Below are 17,169 nucleotides of genomic sequence, written 5' to 3'. Positions count from 1 at the left end.
TTCGCGTGGTTCGCCATGTCGGTCATGGCGGTCATGGCATTGCCTTGCGGGCGGTCGCGAAGCGCGGCCGGTTGTTCAGGTCCGGGTGGTCGGCGGCGTCGGCCCAGCCGGCCTCTTCGTTGAAGATCCACGGCACCTGCCCGCCCTGGGTGTCGGCGTGCTCGATGACGACGAGGCCGCCGGGGCGGAGCAGCCGGTGGGCGGTGCGCTCGATGCCGCGGATGGTGTCGAGGCCGTCCTCGCCGGAGAAGAGGGCCATCTCCGGGTCGTGGTCGCGGGCCTCGGGTGCGACGTACTCCCATTCGGTGAGCGGGATGTACGGCGGGTTGGAGATGACCAGGTCGACCTGGCCGTCCAGCTCGGGGAGCGCGCTGAGCGCGTCGCCCTGGTGGACGGTGACCCGGGAGCCCTCGGCGTTCTTCCGGGTCCACACGAGGGCGTCGTCGGAGAGTTCGACGGCGTGCACGCGCGAGCGCGGAACCTCCTGGGCCATGGCGAGGGCGATGGCCCCGGAGCCGGTGCAGAGGTCGACGATGAGGGGTTCGACGACGTCCATGGCGCGTACGGCGTCTATCGCCCAGCCGACGACCGACTCGGTCTCCGGCCGGGGCACGAAGACGCCGGGTCCGACCTGGAGCTCCAGGTAGCGGAAGAACGCCCGCCCGGTGATGTGCTGGAGCGGTTCGCGGGCCTCGCGGCGGGCGACGGTCTCCCAGTAGCGGGCGTCGAAGTCGGCGTCCTTGACGTTGTGCAGCTCCCCCCGCTTGACGCCGTGCACGAACGCGGCGAGCTCCTCCGCGTCGAAACGCGGTGAGGGAACGCCGGCGTCGGCCAGCCGCTGGGTGGCCTGGGCCACCTCGGCAAGCAGCAGGTTCACGCTGGTCCTCCGTGGTGCGGGGTGGGGCTTACGGAACTTACGCCACTTACGCCGCGGCGAGCTTGGCGGCCGAGTCGGCGTCGACGCAGGCCTGGATCATGGGGTCGAGCTCGCCGTCGAGCACCTGGTCCAGGTTGTACGCCTTGAAGCCGACGCGGTGGTCGGAGATGCGGTTCTCCGGGAAGTTGTACGTGCGGATCTTCTCGGAGCGGTCGACCGTGCGGACCTGGCTGCGGCGGGCGTCGGCGGCCTTGGACTCGGCCTCCTCCTGCGCGGCGGCGAGCAGCCGGGAGCGCAGGATGCGCATGGCCTGCTCCTTGTTCTGGAGCTGGCTCTTCTCGTTCTGGCAGGAGGCGACGATGCCGGTCGGCAGGTGGGTGATGCGGACCGCGGAGTCGGTGGTGTTGACCGACTGGCCGCCGGGTCCGGACGAGCGGTAGACGTCGATGCGCAGGTCGTTGGCGTGGACCTCGACCTCGACCTCCTCGGCCTCGGGCGTGACGAGCACGCCGGCGGCGGAGGTGTGGATGCGGCCGGCGGACTCGGTCGCGGGCACGCGCTGCACGCGGTGCACGCCGCCCTCGTACTTGAGGCGGGCCCAGACGCCCTGGCCGGGCTCGGTGGCGCCGTTGCCGCCCTTGGTCTTCACGGCGACCTGGACGTCCTTGTAGCCGCCCAGCTCGGACTCGGTGGCGTCGATGATCTCGGTCTTCCAGCCGACGCGCTCGGCGTACCGGAGGTACATGCGGAGGAGGTCGCCGGCGAAGAGGGCAGACTCGTCGCCGCCCGCGCCCGCCTTGATCTCCAGGATGACGTCCTTGTCGTCGCTCGGGTCGCGCGGGACGAGGAGCAGGCGGAGCTTCTCGGTGAGCCCCTCCCGGTCCTTCTCCAGCAGCTTGACCTCGGCGGCGAAGTCGGGGTCGTCGTGCGCGAACTCGCGGGCGGTCTCGATGTCGTCACCGGTCTGCTTCCAGGCCCGGTAGGTGGCGACGATCGGGGTCAGCTCGGCGTAGCGCTTGTTGAGCTTGCGCGCGTTCGCCTGATCGGCGTGGACCGAAGGGTCCGCGAGCTTCGTCTCCAGGTCGGCGTGCTCGCCGACCAGTTCCTCGACCGCCTCGAACATCGGGGGCTCCTGGGTTTTTCGTCAGTTGCTACGGGGACGGCAAAGCGCCGGTCCCGGCCACCCGCGCGGGGCGACCGAGGACCGGCGCAGGGGCTCGCTACTTGGCGGAGCCGGCGGCCTTGCCGAAGCGGGCCTCGAAGCGGGCGACGCGGCCGCCGGTGTCGAGGATCTTCTGCTTGCCCGTGTAGAACGGGTGGCACTCGGAGCAGACCTCGGCACGGATGGTGCCCTCGGTCAGCGTGCTCCGGGTGGTGAACGACGCGCCACAGGTGCAGCTGACCTGGGTCTCGACGTACTCGGGGTGGATCTCGCGCTTCAAGGTGTCTCCTAGTTTCGGGAGGGCTCCGGGTCGCTTCCGCGGGTTGCGGCAAACGTGAACCGGGGCCGACGTACCAGTCTGCCAGGACCGGCCGCATCTCCCAAAACCGGGGTCGGGCCGGAACTATTCCTGAGCCGCTCGGGGCGGCGCTTCCGGCGCTACTTCACGAGGCCGTCGGCCTTGCCGGTGGCGGTGTCCTTCGTGGCCGCCGCGGGGATCGGGAGGTCCTTCTTCAGGGCCGTCCAGACCTGCTTGGCCTGGGCTTCGAGGGGGACGACGCGGTTGGGGTCCCGGGGGTCGTACGCGACGGGCATGGTGACCATGTGGACGTTCTGGGCGCCGATGCCGGAGAGGCCCTCGGCGAAGCCCATCAGCTCCTGGACGGAGTCGAGTTCGGAGTCGGGCGTGATGGCCTTGGTGGCGGCGTCGGCGAGGCCGTACAGCTTCGTCGGGCTGGTGAAGACGCCGACGCTCTTGACCTGGTCGATGAAGGCCTTCATGAAGGCCTGCTGGAGCTGGATGCGGCCGAGGTCGCTGCCGTCGCCGACGCTCTTGCGGGTGCGGACGAGGCCGAGGGACTGCTCGCCGTCGAGGGTGTGGGTACCCGGTTCGAGGTCGAGGTGGCTCTTGCTGTCCTTGATGGCGGTGGTGGTGGTGATCTCCACGCCGCCGAGTTCGTCGATGAGCTTCTTGAAGCCGGTGAAGTCGACCTCGATGTAGTGGTCCATGCGGATGCCGGACATCGATTCGACGGTCTTGACGGCGCAGGCGGGGCCGCCGACCTCGTACGCGGTGTTGAACATGGCCCGCTGCTCGCCGGCGACGGTGGCGCCCTTGCCGTCCATGCAGGTGGGCCGGTCGATGAGGGTGTCGCGGGGTATGGAGACCACGCTGGCCTTCTTGTGGCCCTCGTAGACGTGGACGACCATCGCGGTGTCGGAGCGGGCGCCGCCCTCGTCCTTGCCGTAGGCGCCGTTGTCGCCGGAGCGGGAGTCGGAGCCGAGGACGAGGATGTCCACGGAGTCGTTGTCGGTGTCGTCGGGGCGGTCGGTGCCCAGCTGGGCGTTGATGTCGACGCCCTGGATGTTGCCGTCGAGCTTGAGGTACGCGAACCCCGCTCCGGCGCCGCCGAGGACGAGCACGGCGGCGGCGGCCGACAGCAGGATCGTCGTCCTGCGGCGTCGCGCTGCGGGCGGTTTGCGGCGGCGGCCGGTTCCCGCGCCGCCTATTCGGCCGCTCTTGTTCTGCTCGGTCATCGTCTTCCCTCGGCCCTCGGTTCACCATGTGTGACGGCGAAGCACCCGAAAGGGTTGCATATGGACCTGTGAGGTTTCGGTGAGCTCGGGCGGAAACAGCACTGCGCCCACCGTGCGGGCACGGTGGGCGCAGTGGTTTACGCAGGTCACGACGGGGTTACGGACACGGAGCCCGGGTCTCGTCGTGTGACGCAGCTCTCGCGTCGGCCGGGATGTCAGTCGTTGTTGGCGGCGCCCGGCGTCGTCTTCTGGATCTGGAGCAGGAACTCGCCGTTCGACTTCGTCTTCTTCATCTTGTCGAGCAGCAGCTCGATCGCCTGCTGCTGGTCGAGCGCGTGGAGCACACGACGCAGCTTCCAGGTGACGGCCAGCTCGTCGGCGCCGAGCAGGATCTCCTCCTTGCGGGTGCCGGACGCGTCGACGTCCACCGCGGGGAAGATGCGCTTGTCGGCGAGCTTCCGGTCGAGCTTGAGCTCCATGTTGCCGGTGCCCTTGAACTCCTCGAAGATCACCTCGTCCATGCGCGAACCGGTGTCCACCAGCGCGGTGGCGAGGATGGTCAGCGAGCCGCCGTCCTCGATGTTGCGCGCGGCACCGAAGAAGCGCTTCGGCGGGTAGAGGGCGGTCGAGTCGACACCACCGGACAGGATGCGGCCGGAGGCCGGCGCCGCGAGGTTGTACGCGCGGCCCAGGCGGGTGATCGAGTCGAGCAGGACGACCACGTCGTGACCCAGCTCCACGAGACGCTTGGCGCGCTCGATGGCCAGCTCGGCGACGGTGGTGTGGTCCTCGGCCGGACGGTCGAAGGTCGAGGAGATGACCTCGCCCTTGACCGACCGCTGCATGTCGGTGACCTCTTCCGGACGCTCGTCGACCAGGACGACCATCAGGTGGCACTCGGGGTTGTTGGTGGTGATCGCGTTGGCGATGGCCTGCATGATCATGGTCTTGCCGGTCTTCGGCGGGGCCACGATCAGACCGCGCTGGCCCTTGCCGATCGGCGACACGAGGTCGATGATCCGCGTGGTCAGCACGCCCGGGTCGGTCTCCAGACGGAGCCGGTCCTGCGGGTAGAGCGGGGTCAGCTTGTTGAACTCCGGACGGCCGCGGCCGGAGTCGGCCGCCATGCCGTTCGCCGAGTCCAGGCGGACCAGCGCGTTGAACTTCTCGCGGCGCTCGCCCTCCTTCGGCTGACGCACGGCGCCGGTGACGTGGTCACCCTTGCGCAGGCCGTTCTTGCGGACCTGGGCGAGGGAGACGTACACGTCGTTCGGACCGGGCAGGTAGCCGGAGGTCCGGATGAACGCGTAGTTGTCGAGGATGTCGAGGATGCCCGCGACGGGGATCAGGACGTCGTCGTCGGCGACCTGCGGCTCGCCGGCCTGGAAGTCGTCACGGCCACGACGCCCGCGACGGTCGCGGTAACGGCCCCGACGGCCGCGACGACCGCCCTCGCCGTCGTCGTAGTCGTCCTGCGGACCGGCCTGCTGGCCGCCCTGCTGGCCCTGGCCCTGGCCCTGGCTCTGCTGGCCCTGACCCTGGCCCTGGCCGCCCTGGCGCTGGCGCTGGCCGCCCTGGCCACCGCCCTGCTGCTCGTCGCCCTTGCCGCGGTCGCGCTGACGGTCACGGCGGTCACGGCGCTCGCCGCGCTCCCCGCGCTCGCCCCGCTCGCCGCGGTCACGGCGGCCACGGCCCTCGGCGCCGTCGACGGCGGCCTCGGCCTTGGCGTCGGCCTGCGTGTCGGTGCGGGCCTCGGTCTTCACGACCTGCGCGGCCTCGGCCTTGGCCTCGCCCTCCGGCGAACCGGCGGGGGCGGTGGCACGGCGACGACGGCGCTCGCCGGCCGGCTGGTCCTCCGAGGCCGGCTGGCCCGGGATGTCGATCTGCTGCGGGGCGACGGCCTTCTCGGCCGCCTTCTCCGCCTTGGGCGCGGCGGCCTCGGCCGCGGTCTCGCCCGTACGCGCCTTGGCGGTGGCACGGCGCTTCGGCTTGGTGTCGGCAGCGGCGTCGGCGGTCTTGGCGGGCGCGGCGGAGCCTCCGGCCTGCGCCTCCTTGATGACCTCGATCAGCTGGCTCTTGCGCATCCGCGCGGTGCCCCTGATGCCGAGGCCGGACGCGACCTGCTGCAGCTCGGCCAGGACCATGCCGTCGAGGCCGGTGCCGGAGCGGCGGCGCCGTGCGGTGCCGCCGGTGGCAGCACCTGCGGCGGGCGCGGGGGTGTCGACACTGCTGTCGGCAGTCACGCCCATCAGATCGGTGGTGTCGCTCACGAAGGGTCCTTCCCTGGAGCGGACGTCGGCCATCTGGCTCGGCGACCGGTTGTGCTGTCCGGCAGCGGTCCCGTGTTCGGTGGACCGTGTCCGGGGCGGTGGTCCCGCCGGGTGCGGCGGAAGAGAGAACGTGCTGTGGGTCCGGCCCGAGCGCCCCCTGCTCGGCCCTCACGCGGAAGAAGAGCGAGGGGTGTCGTGCCGGTTCCGGAGCGTGCTCGAAACTGCTCAGGCAGGCTGCTCAGGCAGTTGGGGAGGCTCCCGGAAGAATCGGTGGTCCCTGATGGGGACACTCAGCACCGCGCCACAAAGGCGCCGGGTGCTGACTTGAGGTTAACACTACCGGCTCCGACAAACATTCCCCCTCTCCCTCACCGGCAATCTCCTGTCCCGGACGCTGCCCGGCGTCCGGTCCGCCGTGCGCCTAGGGCGCCAGCGGCAGGACGCTCGCTCCGGACGCGTCGAGGTCGAGCCGGTTCGCCGCCCAGCCCTCGCCCGCCAGGCGGGCGACCTTGTCGGCCGTCCCGTGTTCGGCCAGCGCGAGGACCGTGGGGCCCGCGCCGGAGATGACCGCGGGGACGCCGTCCGCGCGCAGCCGGTTGACCAGGGCGAGGCTCTCGGGCATCGCGGGGGCCCGGTACTCCTGGTGCAGCCGGTCCTCGGTGGCCGCGAGCAGCAGTTCGGGGCGACGGGTCAGGGCCTCGACGAGGAGGGCGGCGCGGCCGGCGTTGGCGGCGGCGTCCACGTGCGGGACGGTGCGCGGCAGGAGTCCGCGGGCGGTCTCGGTCAGTACCGGCTTGCCGGGGACGAAGACCACCGGAACGATGGAGTCCGAGGGGTCCATCCTGATCGCCCGCGCGGCGCCGGACTCGGTCCAGGCGAGCGTGAATCCGCCGAGCAGACAGGCGGCGACGTTGTCGGGGTGGCCCTCGATCTCGGTGGCCAGCTCCAGCAGGGCGGCCTCGTCGAGCCGGGCGTCCCCGCCTATGGTCACGGCGCGGGCGGCGACGATGCCCGCGCAGATGGCGGCGGAGGAGGAACCGAGGCCGCGGCCGTGCGGGATGCGGTTGGCGCAGACGACCTCGAGGCCGCGCGGCTGCCCGCCGAGCAGGTCGAAGGCCGTGCGCAGGGAGCGTACGAGCAGGTGGCTCTCGTCGCGCGGGAGCGTCTCGGCACCCTCGCCGGCGATGTCGACGTGCAGCCCGGAGTCGGCGACACGGACGACGACGTCGTCGTAGAGGCCCAGCGACAGGCCGAAGGCGTCGAAGCCCGGACCGAGATTGGCGCTGGTGGCGGGGACGCGCACCCGTACGGCGGCGGCGCGGAACGCTGGACCGGCCATCGCTCGATGACTCTCCTTGATTGCGACAACGGTGTTTCTGTACAGCGGGTGTTGCGGAGGAAGTGCTCGGGGAACCCGGGGGCCGTTTCGGCCACGGGGGCGACAACGGCAGCGACACCGCGCATATGCGTCGGGGCGGGTTCGGTACAGCCTATCGAAGGAAGGTTCCGCCGCGACATAGGGCGCACAGGAGGCGCACGATGCGTGTCGCGAGCCAACCTGTGCGCCTATGTACATTCCTGATCGGGTTTCGATCAGCGCTTTCGCCCCGAAGGGGGGTGGGATCAGGCCAGACCGAGGCGTTCGGCGGCGGCGGCCGCGTCCACCGGGACGGTGACCGGCTGCGGCGCGCCGGCGACGGCCCAGTCGGGGTCCTTGAGCCCGTTGCCCGTGACGGTGCAGACGATCGTCTGGCCGGGATCCACCTTGCCCTGCTCGGCGGCCTTCAGCAGACCGGCGACCGACGCGGCCGAGGCGGGCTCGACGAAAACGCCCTCCTGCGCCGCCAACAGGCGGTAGGCGCGCAGGATCTCACGGTCCGTCACCTCGTCGATGAAGCCGCCCGACTCGTCGCGCGCGGCGATCGCGTAGTCCCACGAGGCCGGGTTGCCGATGCGGATCGCGGTGGCGATCGTCGACGGGTCCTTGACGACCTCGCCGCGCACCAGCGGCGCGGAGCCGGAGGCCTGGAAGCCCCACATGCGCGGGCGGTGGGTGGCGAGACCGTCGGCGGCGTACTCGCGGTACCCCTTCCAGTACGCCGTGATGTTGCCGGCGTTGCCCACGGGCAGGACGTGGATGTCGGGCGCGTCGCCCAGCATGTCCACGATCTCGAAGGCGGCGGTCTTCTGGCCCTCGATACGGACCGGGTTGACCGAATTGACCAGCGCCACCGGGTAGTTCTCGGAGAGGCTGCGGGCCAGCGTCAGGCAGTCGTCGAAGTTGCCGTCGACCTGGAGGATCTTCGCGCCGTGCACCAGGGCCTGGCCCATCTTGCCGAGCGCGATCTTGCCCTGCGGCACGAGGACGGCCGACACCATCCCGGCCCGTACCGCGTAGGCCGCGGCCGAGGCGGAGGTGTTGCCGGTGGAGGCGCAGATGACGGCCTGCGCGCCCTCCTCCTTGGCCTTGGAGATGGCCATGGTCATGCCCCGGTCCTTGAAGGAGCCGGTGGGGTTGGCGCCCTCGACCTTGAGGTGCACCTCGCAGCCCGTGCGCTCGGAGAGGACCTGAGCGGGGACGAGCGGCGTGCCGCCCTCACGGAGCGTGACGACCGGCGTCGCGTCCGTGACCGGAAGGCGGTCCCGGTACTCCTCGATGATGCCGCGCCACTGGTGGGTGCCCTTGTGGGTCATGGGTCCTTACTCCCCTTCAACACGCATGATGCTGGCGACACCGCGCACGGTGTCGAGCTTGCGCAGCGCCTCGACGGTCCCGGAGAGGGCGGCGTCGGGCGCGCGGTGGGTGACGACGACGAGGGAGGCCTCGCCGTCTCCGTCCTGGCGAACGTGCTGGCGCACGGTGTCGATGGAGACACCGTGCTCGGCGAAGACCGTCGCCACCTGGGCGAGGACGCCCGGCTTGTCGGCCACGTCGAGACTGATGTGGTACCGCGTCACGACCTCGCCCATGGAGCTCACGGGCAGCTGGGTGTACGCGGACTCGCCGGGGCCCTTGGCCTCGTTGAGCTTGTTGCGGCACACGGCGACGAGGTCGCCGAGGACGGCCGAGGCGGTCGGAGAGCCGCCGGCGCCGGGGCCGTAGAACATGAGCTGCCCGGCGGCCTCCGCCTCGACGAAGACCGCGTTGTACGCCTCGCGGACGGAGGCGAGCGGGTGGCTCAGCGGGATCATCGCGGGGTGCACGCGCGCGGTGACGGACCCGCCGTCGGCGGCCCGCTCGCAGATGGCGAGCAGCTTGACGGTGCAGCCCATCTGCTTGGCGGAGGCGAAGTCGGCGGCGGTGACCTCGGTCATGCCCTCGCGGTAGACGTCGTCGAGGCGCACGCGCGTGTGGAAGGCGATCCCGGCGAGGATGGCGGCCTTGGCGGCGGCGTCGAAGCCCTCGACGTCGGCGGTCGGGTCGGCCTCCGCGTAACCGAGGGCGGTGGCCTCGTCGAGCGCCTCGGAGTAGCCGGCGCCGGAGGTGTCCATCTTGTCGAGGATGAAGTTGGTCGTGCCGTTGACGATGCCCATGACCCGGTTGATCTTGTCGCCGGCGAGGGACTCGCGCAGCGGGCGGACCAGCGGGATGGCGCCGGCGACGGCGGCCTCGTAGTAGAGGTCCTGGCCGTGCTGCTCGGCGGCGGCGTGGAGCGTCGCGCCGTCCTGGGCGAGCAGCGCCTTGTTCGCCGAGACGACGGAGGCGCCGTGCTCGAAGGCGGTGGTGATGAGGGTGCGGGCCGGCTCGACCCCGCCGATGACCTCGATGACGACGTCGATGTCGCCCCGTTTGACCAGGGCGGTGGCGTCGGTGGTGATCAGCTCGGGCGCGATCCCCTCACGGACCTTGTCCGGGCGGCGGACCGCCACGCCGGCGAGCTCGACCGGGGCGCCGATGCGCGCGGCGAGGTCGTCGGCGTGCGTCGTCATGATGCGCGCCACCTCTGAGCCGACCACTCCACAGCCCAGCAGCGCCACCTTCAGCGGACGCGTACGCATCATCCGACCTCTTTCTCGTACTACTTCGTATCTCTACGTTCGAGTCTCTGCGGTTCTCAACGGTGGAACCAGTCTCACTCACCGGACGGGGGTTTCAGCCCCTCGTCCGGATCCTGAGACATCTATTTCATCACTCGACTATTTCATCATCCGACGTCGAGACGCAGGAGATCTTCCTCCGTCTCGCGCCGCACGATGACCCGTGCCTCGCCGTCACGGACGGCGACGACGGGCGGCCGGAGCGCGTGGTTGTAGTTGCTGGCCATGGAGCGGCAGTACGCGCCGGTGGCCGGCACGGCGATGAGGTCGCCGGGCGCCAGGTCCGAGGGCAGGAAGGCGTCCCGTACGACGATGTCGCCGCTCTCGCAGTGCTTGCCGACGACCCGCGACAGCATCGGCTCGGCGTCACTGGTCCGCGAGACGAGACTGACGCTGTACTCGGCGTCGTACAGGGCGGTGCGGATGTTGTCCGACATGCCGCCGTCGACACTCACGTACGTCCGCAGCCCTTCGAGGGGCTTGATCGTGCCCACCCGGTAGAGGGTGAAGGCGGTGGGCCCGACGATCGCGCGCCCCGGCTCGACCGAGATGCGGGGCGTGGCGAGCCCGGCGGCCTCGCACTCGCGCGTCACGATCTCGCCGAGCGCCTTGGCGATCTCGTGCGGCTCGCGCGGGTCGTCCTCGGAGGTGTACGCGATGCCGAGGCCGCCGCCCAGGTCGATCTCGGGCAGCTCCACCCCGTGCTCGTCACGGACCTCGGCGAGCAGCTGCACGACCCGGCGGGCGGAGACCTCGAAGCCGGCCATGTCGAAGATCTGCGAGCCGATGTGCGAGTGGATGCCGATGAGTTCGAGGCCGTCGAGCCTCAGCGCCCGGCGTACGGCCTCGGCGGCCTGCCCGCCGGCGAGCGCGAGACCGAACTTCTGGTCCTCGTGCGCGGTGGCGATGAACTCGTGCGTGTGGGCCTCGACGCCGACGGTGACGCGGATCTGCACCCGCTGCCGCTTCCCGAGGGACTGGGCGATGTGCGCGACCCGCACGATCTCCTGGAAGGAGTCGAGCACGATCCGCCCCACGCCGGCCTCGACGGCGATGCGGATCTCGTCCTCGCTCTTGTTGTTGCCGTGGAAGGCGATGCGCTCGGCGGGCATCCCGGCGGAGAGGGCGGTGGCGAGTTCCCCGCCGGAGCACACGTCGAGGTTCAGCCCCTCCTCCTGGAGCCACCGCACGACGGCCCGCGAGAGGAACGCCTTCCCGGCGTAGAACACGTCGGCGTCCTTGCCGAAGGCCTCGGCCCAGGCGCGGCAGCGGGCGCGGAAGTCGGTCTCGTCGAGGAAGTAGGCGGGGGTGCCGAACTCCTCGGCGAGGGCGTCGACGCCGATGCCCCCGAGGGTGACGACACCGCGCGCGTCCCGCTCCACCGTCCGGGCCCAGACCTTGGGGTCGAGGACGTTGAGGTCGGCGGGCGGCGCGGAGTAGTGGCCCTCGGGGAGGACATCGGCGTGACGGGGCCCTGCGGGGTGGGCGGAACGACTCATGTCTGGCTCTTTCAGATCCGATCGGGTGCGCTGATGCCGAGCACGGAGAGGCCACCGGCGAGCACCGTCCCGGCGGCTTCGGCGAGCGCGAGCCGGGAACGATGGGCGGCCGAGGGTTTCTCGTCGCCGAGCGGCAGAACACCGTGCTGGAACGCGAGCAGCGCGTCGGCGATGGTCTCCAGATGCCGGGCGACCCGATCGGGGGCGCGGTGGCGGGCGGCGGCCAGGAGGACGGGGGGGTGGTCGCGGAGGGCGCCGAGGAGAACGGGGTCTTCGGCTGCCGGGAGGGCGGTGCCGAGGAGTGCGGGTGCGTCGCCGTCGCCGTACGAGGGGACGACGCCGAGCTGTGCGCCGTTGACGAGCAGCCGCCGCACGCGGGAGTGGGCGTACCGGACCCGGAAGAGGGCGTTGCGCTCGTGCTGGACGAGGAGGGGCGGTCCGTCGAGGGGCCGGTCCTGGGGCGCGGCGCGGAGCAGGGCCCAGTGGGCGGCGTCGCTACCGAGGCCGTCGAGGGCGCCGGAGTCGTACGCCCCTTCCCGTACGTGGATCCGCTCGGTGCCGCCGAACCCGGCGTCGGCGCCCTGGCTCCGCAGCAGCCGGACGACGGTCCGGGTGACGAGGGCGGCGCGCGGCCCGGCCGTGTCCTTCGGGTCGGCGAAGCGGACGGTGGTCCCGGCGAGGGCGGTACCGCTGCCGTACGCGGCTCCGGCGTCCCGGACGGCCCGGACGAGCTCGCCGGCGGCGTCGCGCCGCAGGATGAAGTTGAGGAATCCGGGCCCGGTGATCTCGACGCATCGGAGCCCGGGGACGTCACGGAGGCGTTCCCGCAGGATCCCGGCGACATCGAGGGCGCTGCGTCCGGAGGGCCCGGCGAGGGTGAGGGCGATGTTGCTGGCGTACTCCCCCGCACCACCGGGCCGGGCCCGCTCGACCTTGACCCGGGGAGGCACGTCGACCCGCAGCGCACCGTCGTCGACCGCACGGCGCACGGCGTGCAGCACGGTGAGGGAGAGGTCCGCGGGGGTCACGGGTCAAGCCTAGGGGAGGAGGGGGGTGGGAACGCGAACCGGTTTCGGCATGCGGGCAGGGTGGAGGTGTCGGCGGGGGGGGCGCGATGGGCCACCCTCCGGCGGACCTGCCGCCACACCCTCGATCACCCGTCACGCCACGTCACGTCACCGTGGCGCTCACCCTCAGCAGTGACCGGACGCGTTCTGGGAGGTACGGCCGTCGAACGGCCGGTCGTTCGTGGGGCGGTCGTCTATCGGGCGGTCGTCGGCTGCGGCCGGGTCCTCTCCCCCGTCGGGCCCGTCGGATCCGGCGGACCCGCCGGCCTCGGGCCGCTCGCGACGCTCACGGTGGAGCAGCTGGCGCACGACGCGGACGAGTTCGGTGGGCTCGAAGGGCTTGGCGAGAAAGGCGTCGACGCCGGAGGCGACCCCGCCGGCGACCTCGTGCTCCCCGCAGGCACTGATGATCGCGACCGGCAGATGACTGGTCCTCGGGTCGGCCCGCAATCGCTCGGCGGTCTTGATCCCGTCCAAGCGGGGCATGACGACGTCGAGGGTGACGACATCGGGACGGACCCGGTGCACGACATCCAGACACTCGGCACCATCGGCCGCGGTCACGACCTCGAACCCCTCGAGTTCGAGATTGACCCTGATCAACTGCCGGATCACCTTGTTGTCATCGACAACGAGCACCCGACCGGACACGCCTGACACACGAACGAGAGTAGGCCGCCCAGAACAACCGCGTCCGGGTTTTGCCCACTTCTGACCCGTGCGGAGGACCCAGCCCCTGGTGACACCCCGGAAATACCTGTTCACAGCCACTCCCCAGGAGCTGGTAGTGTTCAACCCGTCGCCGCCGAACGCGGCGCACGCCCCCGTAGCTCAGGGGATAGAGCAACGGCCTCCGGAGCCGTGTGCGCAGGTTCGAATCCTGCCGGGGGCACTTCGCGAGAAGTGCTAAAGAAGCCTCTGACCTGCAGAAATGCAAGTCAGAGGCTTCTTGTTCATGCCAAAAGACACACGGCCTGTATGACCGTTGCGCTTTCTATCAGCTCGCCCCTCACACGTCCCTGACCGGTGGTTTTGCCTCGCCACGTCGACGGGATCGGGCGTCCCCGACCGCGTGAAACCGCTCGCGCGGGAGATGCGTGGGACGCAAAAGGTCTACGCGGACCGCCTGATCCTCCACGGGAGTCATGATGGCCCCTCAGTTGTACTCGTCCAGAAGCGCGTCGATGCGTTTGTTCGCGAGGGCCTGGCGCCCATAAAGGCACTTCGCATACCGGGTCATGAGGACCTCTACGCCGAGTGCCGCAGGTCGTAGGGGTGGGCGGCGAGGGGGGATCCCACCAGGCCCGGCGAAAGCGCGAGCTCGCGGGCCTCGTGCCAGGCACGGTCGTAGGTGGTGGATCCCACGATGCCGCCCTTCTCGTTGAAGAACAGCCGACCGTCGTCCGCGGTGCCGAAGGTGTCAACGCTCTCCCGCCACAGGCTGACGAGTTCGTGCGGGAGTGGCACCGTACGCGTGCCTCCCGGCGGGCGACTCTTCAGACCGCGCAGGTCGTGATTCCGGCCGCTGTCGGTCCACTTCTTGCCGACGGAGGGGCGTTGGCATGAAGGACCACGCTGCCCCACCCCTCTGTCGGCAGTTCGCAGTCCGGCAACGTAACCGCAACGGCTTCGGCCGGCCGCAGCCCCCGTAGTACATCCCGGCGAAGAGGCCGACCAGCCTCCGCCCCCGCGCCCGCCCGTAACCACCGACGTAGGAGACCGCACAGAGCAGGCTCCGGGCCTGCACGGGATTGACGACCACCCGGGGATCGACCTGCGGAACGGTTTCGGTGATGCGCCAGCTGATGTTGGCCAGTGGATCGGCGCGGAGCTGACCTAGCTCGATCGCGTACCGCACCGCGTTCACGAACGTCATCCGCTTGCGCCGCTGCGTCTCGGCAGCCGCGACCGTGCCGTCCCTCTTCAGCCGGAGGGCCTGCAGCACACCGCGCATCACGGCTGGGTCCAGCAGGTCATCCAGGGGGCGTGAGGCCCGGGCGACCCAGCCCAGGGCAAGCCGCACCTCTGTGGGCGCCTTGCGCACATCGGGACGGGGCACCACGAACGCCCAGTTTCGCAACGCCCGCCGCAACAACTCGTCATCCGGCCGGCCTCGCGTCCTTCGGAGCATGGCCTCGGTGATCGAGCACAGAGCATCGTTGGTCTCGCTCCGGGTCTTCGCCGCGACCTGCACCCAACGCGCCTCCATATATTCGAGCGAGAAGGCGTACCAGCTGAGGGCCAGAGCGCGCTCATTCCTCACCCGGCCGAAGTCATCAGCGGCGGCTTCCTTGATCGCCCGAACCAACGAGGACCCGATCTCGTCGGCAAGCGCTCTGACATCCGCCCCGTCCCCCGCCGCGCGCCCCCGGCGGGACGGTGCGGCAACCACCGCCCTCGGCCCACGCCCCTTCCTGGGAGTACCTCGTACCCCACCTGCCGAAGGCACTGCGCGATACGACGGTCGAGTATCTGACCACGACCTTCGCCTCGCCGAGCCCGAGACCCAGCGTGCGCTCACCGACTTCCTGACCGATCCCGCCGACGGCCTCTTCCGCGGGCCCTACCTCCGGATCCGGCAGCCTTTCCGGACCGCCGAGGGCGACTGGCAGCAGCACCTGGACTGGTGGCAGGGCGGTGATTTCCGGCCGTACGCGCATCAGGCCGAGGCCTTCGCCCGGCTCACGACCAAGGGCGGGCACGTTCCGCTGCCGACCTTGATCACCACGGGTACCGGTTCCGGCAAGACCGAGTCCTTCCTCCTCCCCGTGATCGACCACTGCCGGCGGGCGAAGGCGGCCGGGAAGCCGGGGGTCAAGGCCGTCCTGCTGTATCCGATGAACGCCCTGGCGGGCGACAGGCCGGCCGACTCGGTGATCTCCTGGACAAGGACGAGCGGCTCGCCGACGTCACCGCCGGGCTCTACATCGGTGAGGCCAGTTCGACGAAGAACGGCTCCCCCTACGGCCGGGTCATGGTCGAGCGGGCCGAGATCCGGCGCAATCCGCCGGACATCCTGATCACCAACTACAAGATGCTCGACCTCCTCCTCCAGCGGCAGCAGGACGCCCCGCTGTGGGCGGACGCCGACGTGGCGTACATCGTGATCGACGAGTTCCATACCTACGACGGCGCCCAGGGCACCGACGTGGCCATGCTGCTGCGCCGGCTCGGTGCGGTCCTCGGGGCGGCCGAGGAGGGACGGCCGCTCGGGTCGATCTGCCCGGTGGCGACCTCGGCGACCCTCGGCGAGGCCGCGGTCAAGGACAAGCAGGTGGTGGGCGGGGCCGGGCCGCGGGCGATGCTCGACGTGGCCTCGCAGGTGTTCGGCGTGCGGTTCCCCGACGATGCGGTCATCGGGGAGGACCGGCGGGATCTGAACGCCTTCCTCCGTCCTGCGGACCTGACCCTGCCGCTGCCCTCCCCCGCCGAGCTGGCGGCCCTGCCCGATCCCGCCGCGAGCCCGGACGGTCTGGACGCGATCGCCAAGGCCGTCCTCGGCTGCGATGCCTCGGACCCCCGCGAGCTCGGGCGCCGGCTGCTGGCCCATCCTCTGATGCACGAGCTGCTCGCGCGGGACGTGGACCAGCCGCTGACCGCCGTGGAAATACTCGGCGCCTTCCCCACGAGCTCCGCGTGGCGCGTGGCCGCGATCCAGGATCCCGAGATCGCCGCCGAGGCGCTGGCCCGGTTCGTCGCCCTGATCTCGGTGGCCCGCGATCCGGATGCCTCCGCGGACCGGGAGCGGCCGCTGCTGCTCGTCGAGACGCACCTGTGGGTTCGGTCCCTGTCCCGAGTACTGCGGTTCGTCGCGCCCCGGCCGGTCTTCTCCTGGTCGGACACCGATCAGGCCGCCGCCGCTGCCGTCGCGTCCGCCGCGCAGGAGGAACGGCGCCACTCGGTGGCACGCTCCGGGCGGCTGCCGTCCGCGTACTGTCGGCACTGCGGACGCTCCGGCTGGAGCGCCATCTGCCCCGAGCGCAACCCCATGTCACTGGAGAGCGCGCCGGACCACATCTACCGGCAGAGCGTGGGCAGCGGCAAGGCCCGGGTCCGGGCCCTCATCGCGGCCACCCCCGCCGAGGCCGCGGAGCAGGCGCGCCGGGCACTGGCTCGCAGCACCCGGCGCGGACGCCGGTCCGCGACCCGCGAGGCGAGCGTGCTCGTGCTGGAAGACAGCGGCGAGGCACTGCGGCGCATCGACCCCGACGAGGTGTTCCGCGCCGACGGCTCGATCGCCGAGGCACCGGAGAACGGTGTCTTCGTCAAGGTCTGGTACGACACCCCCGACCAGGACGAGTACGCGCGGCAGGACCGCTGTCCCGCCTGCGGGCAAGCCCAGGGCATCCGCTTCCTGGGTGCCGGTGTGGCCCCACTCGCCTCGGTCGCGGTCACCCAGCTGTTCACCGGCGGGGAGCTGCCCAAGAAGGACGAGGAGGGCAGGGACCGGCGTCGGACGCTGATCTTCAACGACTCGGTGCAGGACCAGCGGATCGAGGCGTACCGGATGGCCAGTCCCGACCGCTACCGCCAGGAACAGCAGAGGGCGCGCTCCCTGCTCTTCGTCGCGGCCACCCGGGCCAGGGACGAACTCGTCGTCACCTGGAACGGCAAGGCCAGCCGATTCCTGCCCGAACGCGCTGATCAGGACGCCGGGAACGCTGTGGCACTCCTGTCCGGCGACGGTCCACCGTCCGGTTCGGCCGCCGCATGAGATCCG

Annotated in this window: 15 protein-coding genes and 1 tRNA gene; 3 read left to right on the top strand and 13 right to left on the bottom strand. The window is 71.0% G+C overall.

What is annotated here, in order from left to right; all coding sequences use genetic code 11:
- Positions 1 to 31: 31 nt before the first annotated feature.
- The 11 genes from prmC to V4Y03_RS23605 all read right to left on the bottom strand — a co-directional run bounded on the left by prmC (position 32) and on the right by V4Y03_RS23605 (position 13,088).
- On the bottom strand, positions 32 to 877 hold the full coding sequence (gene prmC / locus V4Y03_RS23655; protein ID WP_015036198.1) for a peptide chain release factor N(5)-glutamine methyltransferase: 846 nt from the start codon (positions 875 to 877) through the stop codon (positions 32 to 34).
- A 46-nt stretch (positions 878 to 923) separates the two neighbouring features.
- A complete protein-coding gene (prfA, locus tag V4Y03_RS23650) occupies positions 924 to 2,000 on the bottom strand; it encodes a peptide chain release factor 1 (protein ID WP_317873966.1) in 1,077 nt (358 codons plus the stop codon).
- Positions 2,001 to 2,097: 97 nt separating this feature from the next.
- Positions 2,098 to 2,319, bottom strand: coding sequence for a 50S ribosomal protein L31 (rpmE, locus tag V4Y03_RS23645; RefSeq protein WP_015036196.1), 222 nt, complete (start codon positions 2,317 to 2,319; stop codon positions 2,098 to 2,100).
- 158 nt (positions 2,320 to 2,477) lie between these two features.
- The gene (locus tag V4Y03_RS23640; RefSeq protein ID WP_332436222.1) at positions 2,478 to 3,575 is read right to left on the bottom strand and encodes an LCP family protein; all 1,098 of its coding nucleotides are present in this window, start codon (positions 3,573 to 3,575) and stop codon (positions 2,478 to 2,480) included.
- A 215-nt stretch (positions 3,576 to 3,790) separates the two neighbouring features.
- Complete coding sequence (gene rho, locus V4Y03_RS23635; protein ID WP_332436221.1) at positions 3,791 to 5,845, bottom strand: transcription termination factor Rho; 2,055 nt, start codon at positions 5,843 to 5,845, stop codon at positions 3,791 to 3,793.
- Between the two features lie 421 nt (positions 5,846 to 6,266).
- Positions 6,267 to 7,184 carry a homoserine kinase gene (gene thrB, locus V4Y03_RS23630; protein ID WP_317874072.1) on the bottom strand — a complete coding sequence of 306 codons (918 nt, stop codon included), beginning with the start codon at positions 7,182 to 7,184 and terminating at the stop codon, positions 6,267 to 6,269.
- 284 nt (positions 7,185 to 7,468) lie between these two features.
- Positions 7,469 to 8,539, bottom strand: coding sequence for a threonine synthase (gene thrC / locus V4Y03_RS23625; RefSeq protein WP_332436220.1), 1,071 nt, complete (start codon positions 8,537 to 8,539; stop codon positions 7,469 to 7,471).
- A 6-nt stretch (positions 8,540 to 8,545) separates the two neighbouring features.
- Complete coding sequence (locus tag V4Y03_RS23620; protein WP_317874076.1) at positions 8,546 to 9,844, bottom strand: homoserine dehydrogenase; 1,299 nt, start codon at positions 9,842 to 9,844, stop codon at positions 8,546 to 8,548.
- A gap of 146 nt (positions 9,845 to 9,990) precedes the next feature.
- The gene (lysA, locus tag V4Y03_RS23615; protein WP_317874070.1) at positions 9,991 to 11,382 is read right to left on the bottom strand and encodes a diaminopimelate decarboxylase; all 1,392 of its coding nucleotides are present in this window, start codon (positions 11,380 to 11,382) and stop codon (positions 9,991 to 9,993) included.
- 11 nt (positions 11,383 to 11,393) lie between these two features.
- Positions 11,394 to 12,410 carry an ArgS-related anticodon-binding protein NrtL gene (gene nrtL, locus V4Y03_RS23610; protein ID WP_332436219.1) on the bottom strand — a complete coding sequence of 339 codons (1,017 nt, stop codon included), beginning with the start codon at positions 12,408 to 12,410 and terminating at the stop codon, positions 11,394 to 11,396.
- A gap of 165 nt (positions 12,411 to 12,575) precedes the next feature.
- Complete coding sequence (locus V4Y03_RS23605) at positions 12,576 to 13,088, bottom strand: response regulator (RefSeq protein ID WP_332436218.1); 513 nt, start codon at positions 13,086 to 13,088, stop codon at positions 12,576 to 12,578.
- A 181-nt stretch (positions 13,089 to 13,269) separates the two neighbouring features.
- On the opposite strand from V4Y03_RS23605, the gene V4Y03_RS23600 reads away from it, so the two are divergent.
- Positions 13,270 to 13,341, top strand: a tRNA-Arg gene (locus V4Y03_RS23600).
- Positions 13,342 to 13,697: 356 nt separating this feature from the next.
- Here V4Y03_RS23600 and V4Y03_RS23595 read toward each other — a convergent pair.
- Both V4Y03_RS23595 and V4Y03_RS23590 read right to left on the bottom strand, forming a co-directional pair.
- Positions 13,698 to 13,916 carry a hypothetical protein gene (locus V4Y03_RS23595; RefSeq protein ID WP_332436217.1) on the bottom strand — a complete coding sequence of 73 codons (219 nt, stop codon included), beginning with the start codon at positions 13,914 to 13,916 and terminating at the stop codon, positions 13,698 to 13,700.
- The gene (locus V4Y03_RS23590) at positions 13,870 to 14,757 is read right to left on the bottom strand and encodes a hypothetical protein (protein ID WP_332436216.1); all 888 of its coding nucleotides are present in this window, start codon (positions 14,755 to 14,757) and stop codon (positions 13,870 to 13,872) included. The genes V4Y03_RS23595 and V4Y03_RS23590 overlap by 47 nt, the downstream gene beginning before the upstream one ends.
- On the opposite strand from V4Y03_RS23590, the gene V4Y03_RS33940 reads away from it, so the two are divergent.
- Together V4Y03_RS33940 and V4Y03_RS23585 are read left to right on the top strand one after the other, a co-directional pair.
- Positions 14,741 to 15,469 carry a DEAD/DEAH box helicase gene (locus tag V4Y03_RS33940; protein WP_443079886.1) on the top strand — a complete coding sequence of 243 codons (729 nt, stop codon included), beginning with the start codon at positions 14,741 to 14,743 and terminating at the stop codon, positions 15,467 to 15,469. The two genes, V4Y03_RS23590 and V4Y03_RS33940, sit on opposite strands and share 17 nt — an antisense overlap.
- Entirely contained in the window at positions 15,424 to 17,163 is a 1,740-nt protein-coding gene (locus V4Y03_RS23585) for a hypothetical protein (RefSeq protein WP_332436215.1), read from the top strand. The genes V4Y03_RS33940 and V4Y03_RS23585 overlap by 46 nt, the downstream gene beginning before the upstream one ends.
- The last annotated feature ends 6 nt before the right edge of the window (positions 17,164 to 17,169 follow it).

The organism is Streptomyces sp. P9-A4, from assembly GCF_036634195.1.
GTDB lineage: Bacteria > Actinomycetota > Actinomycetes > Streptomycetales > Streptomycetaceae > Streptomyces.
Note: the sequence above shows the minus strand (reverse complement) of the source record. Positions and strands in the feature narration are given on the sequence as shown.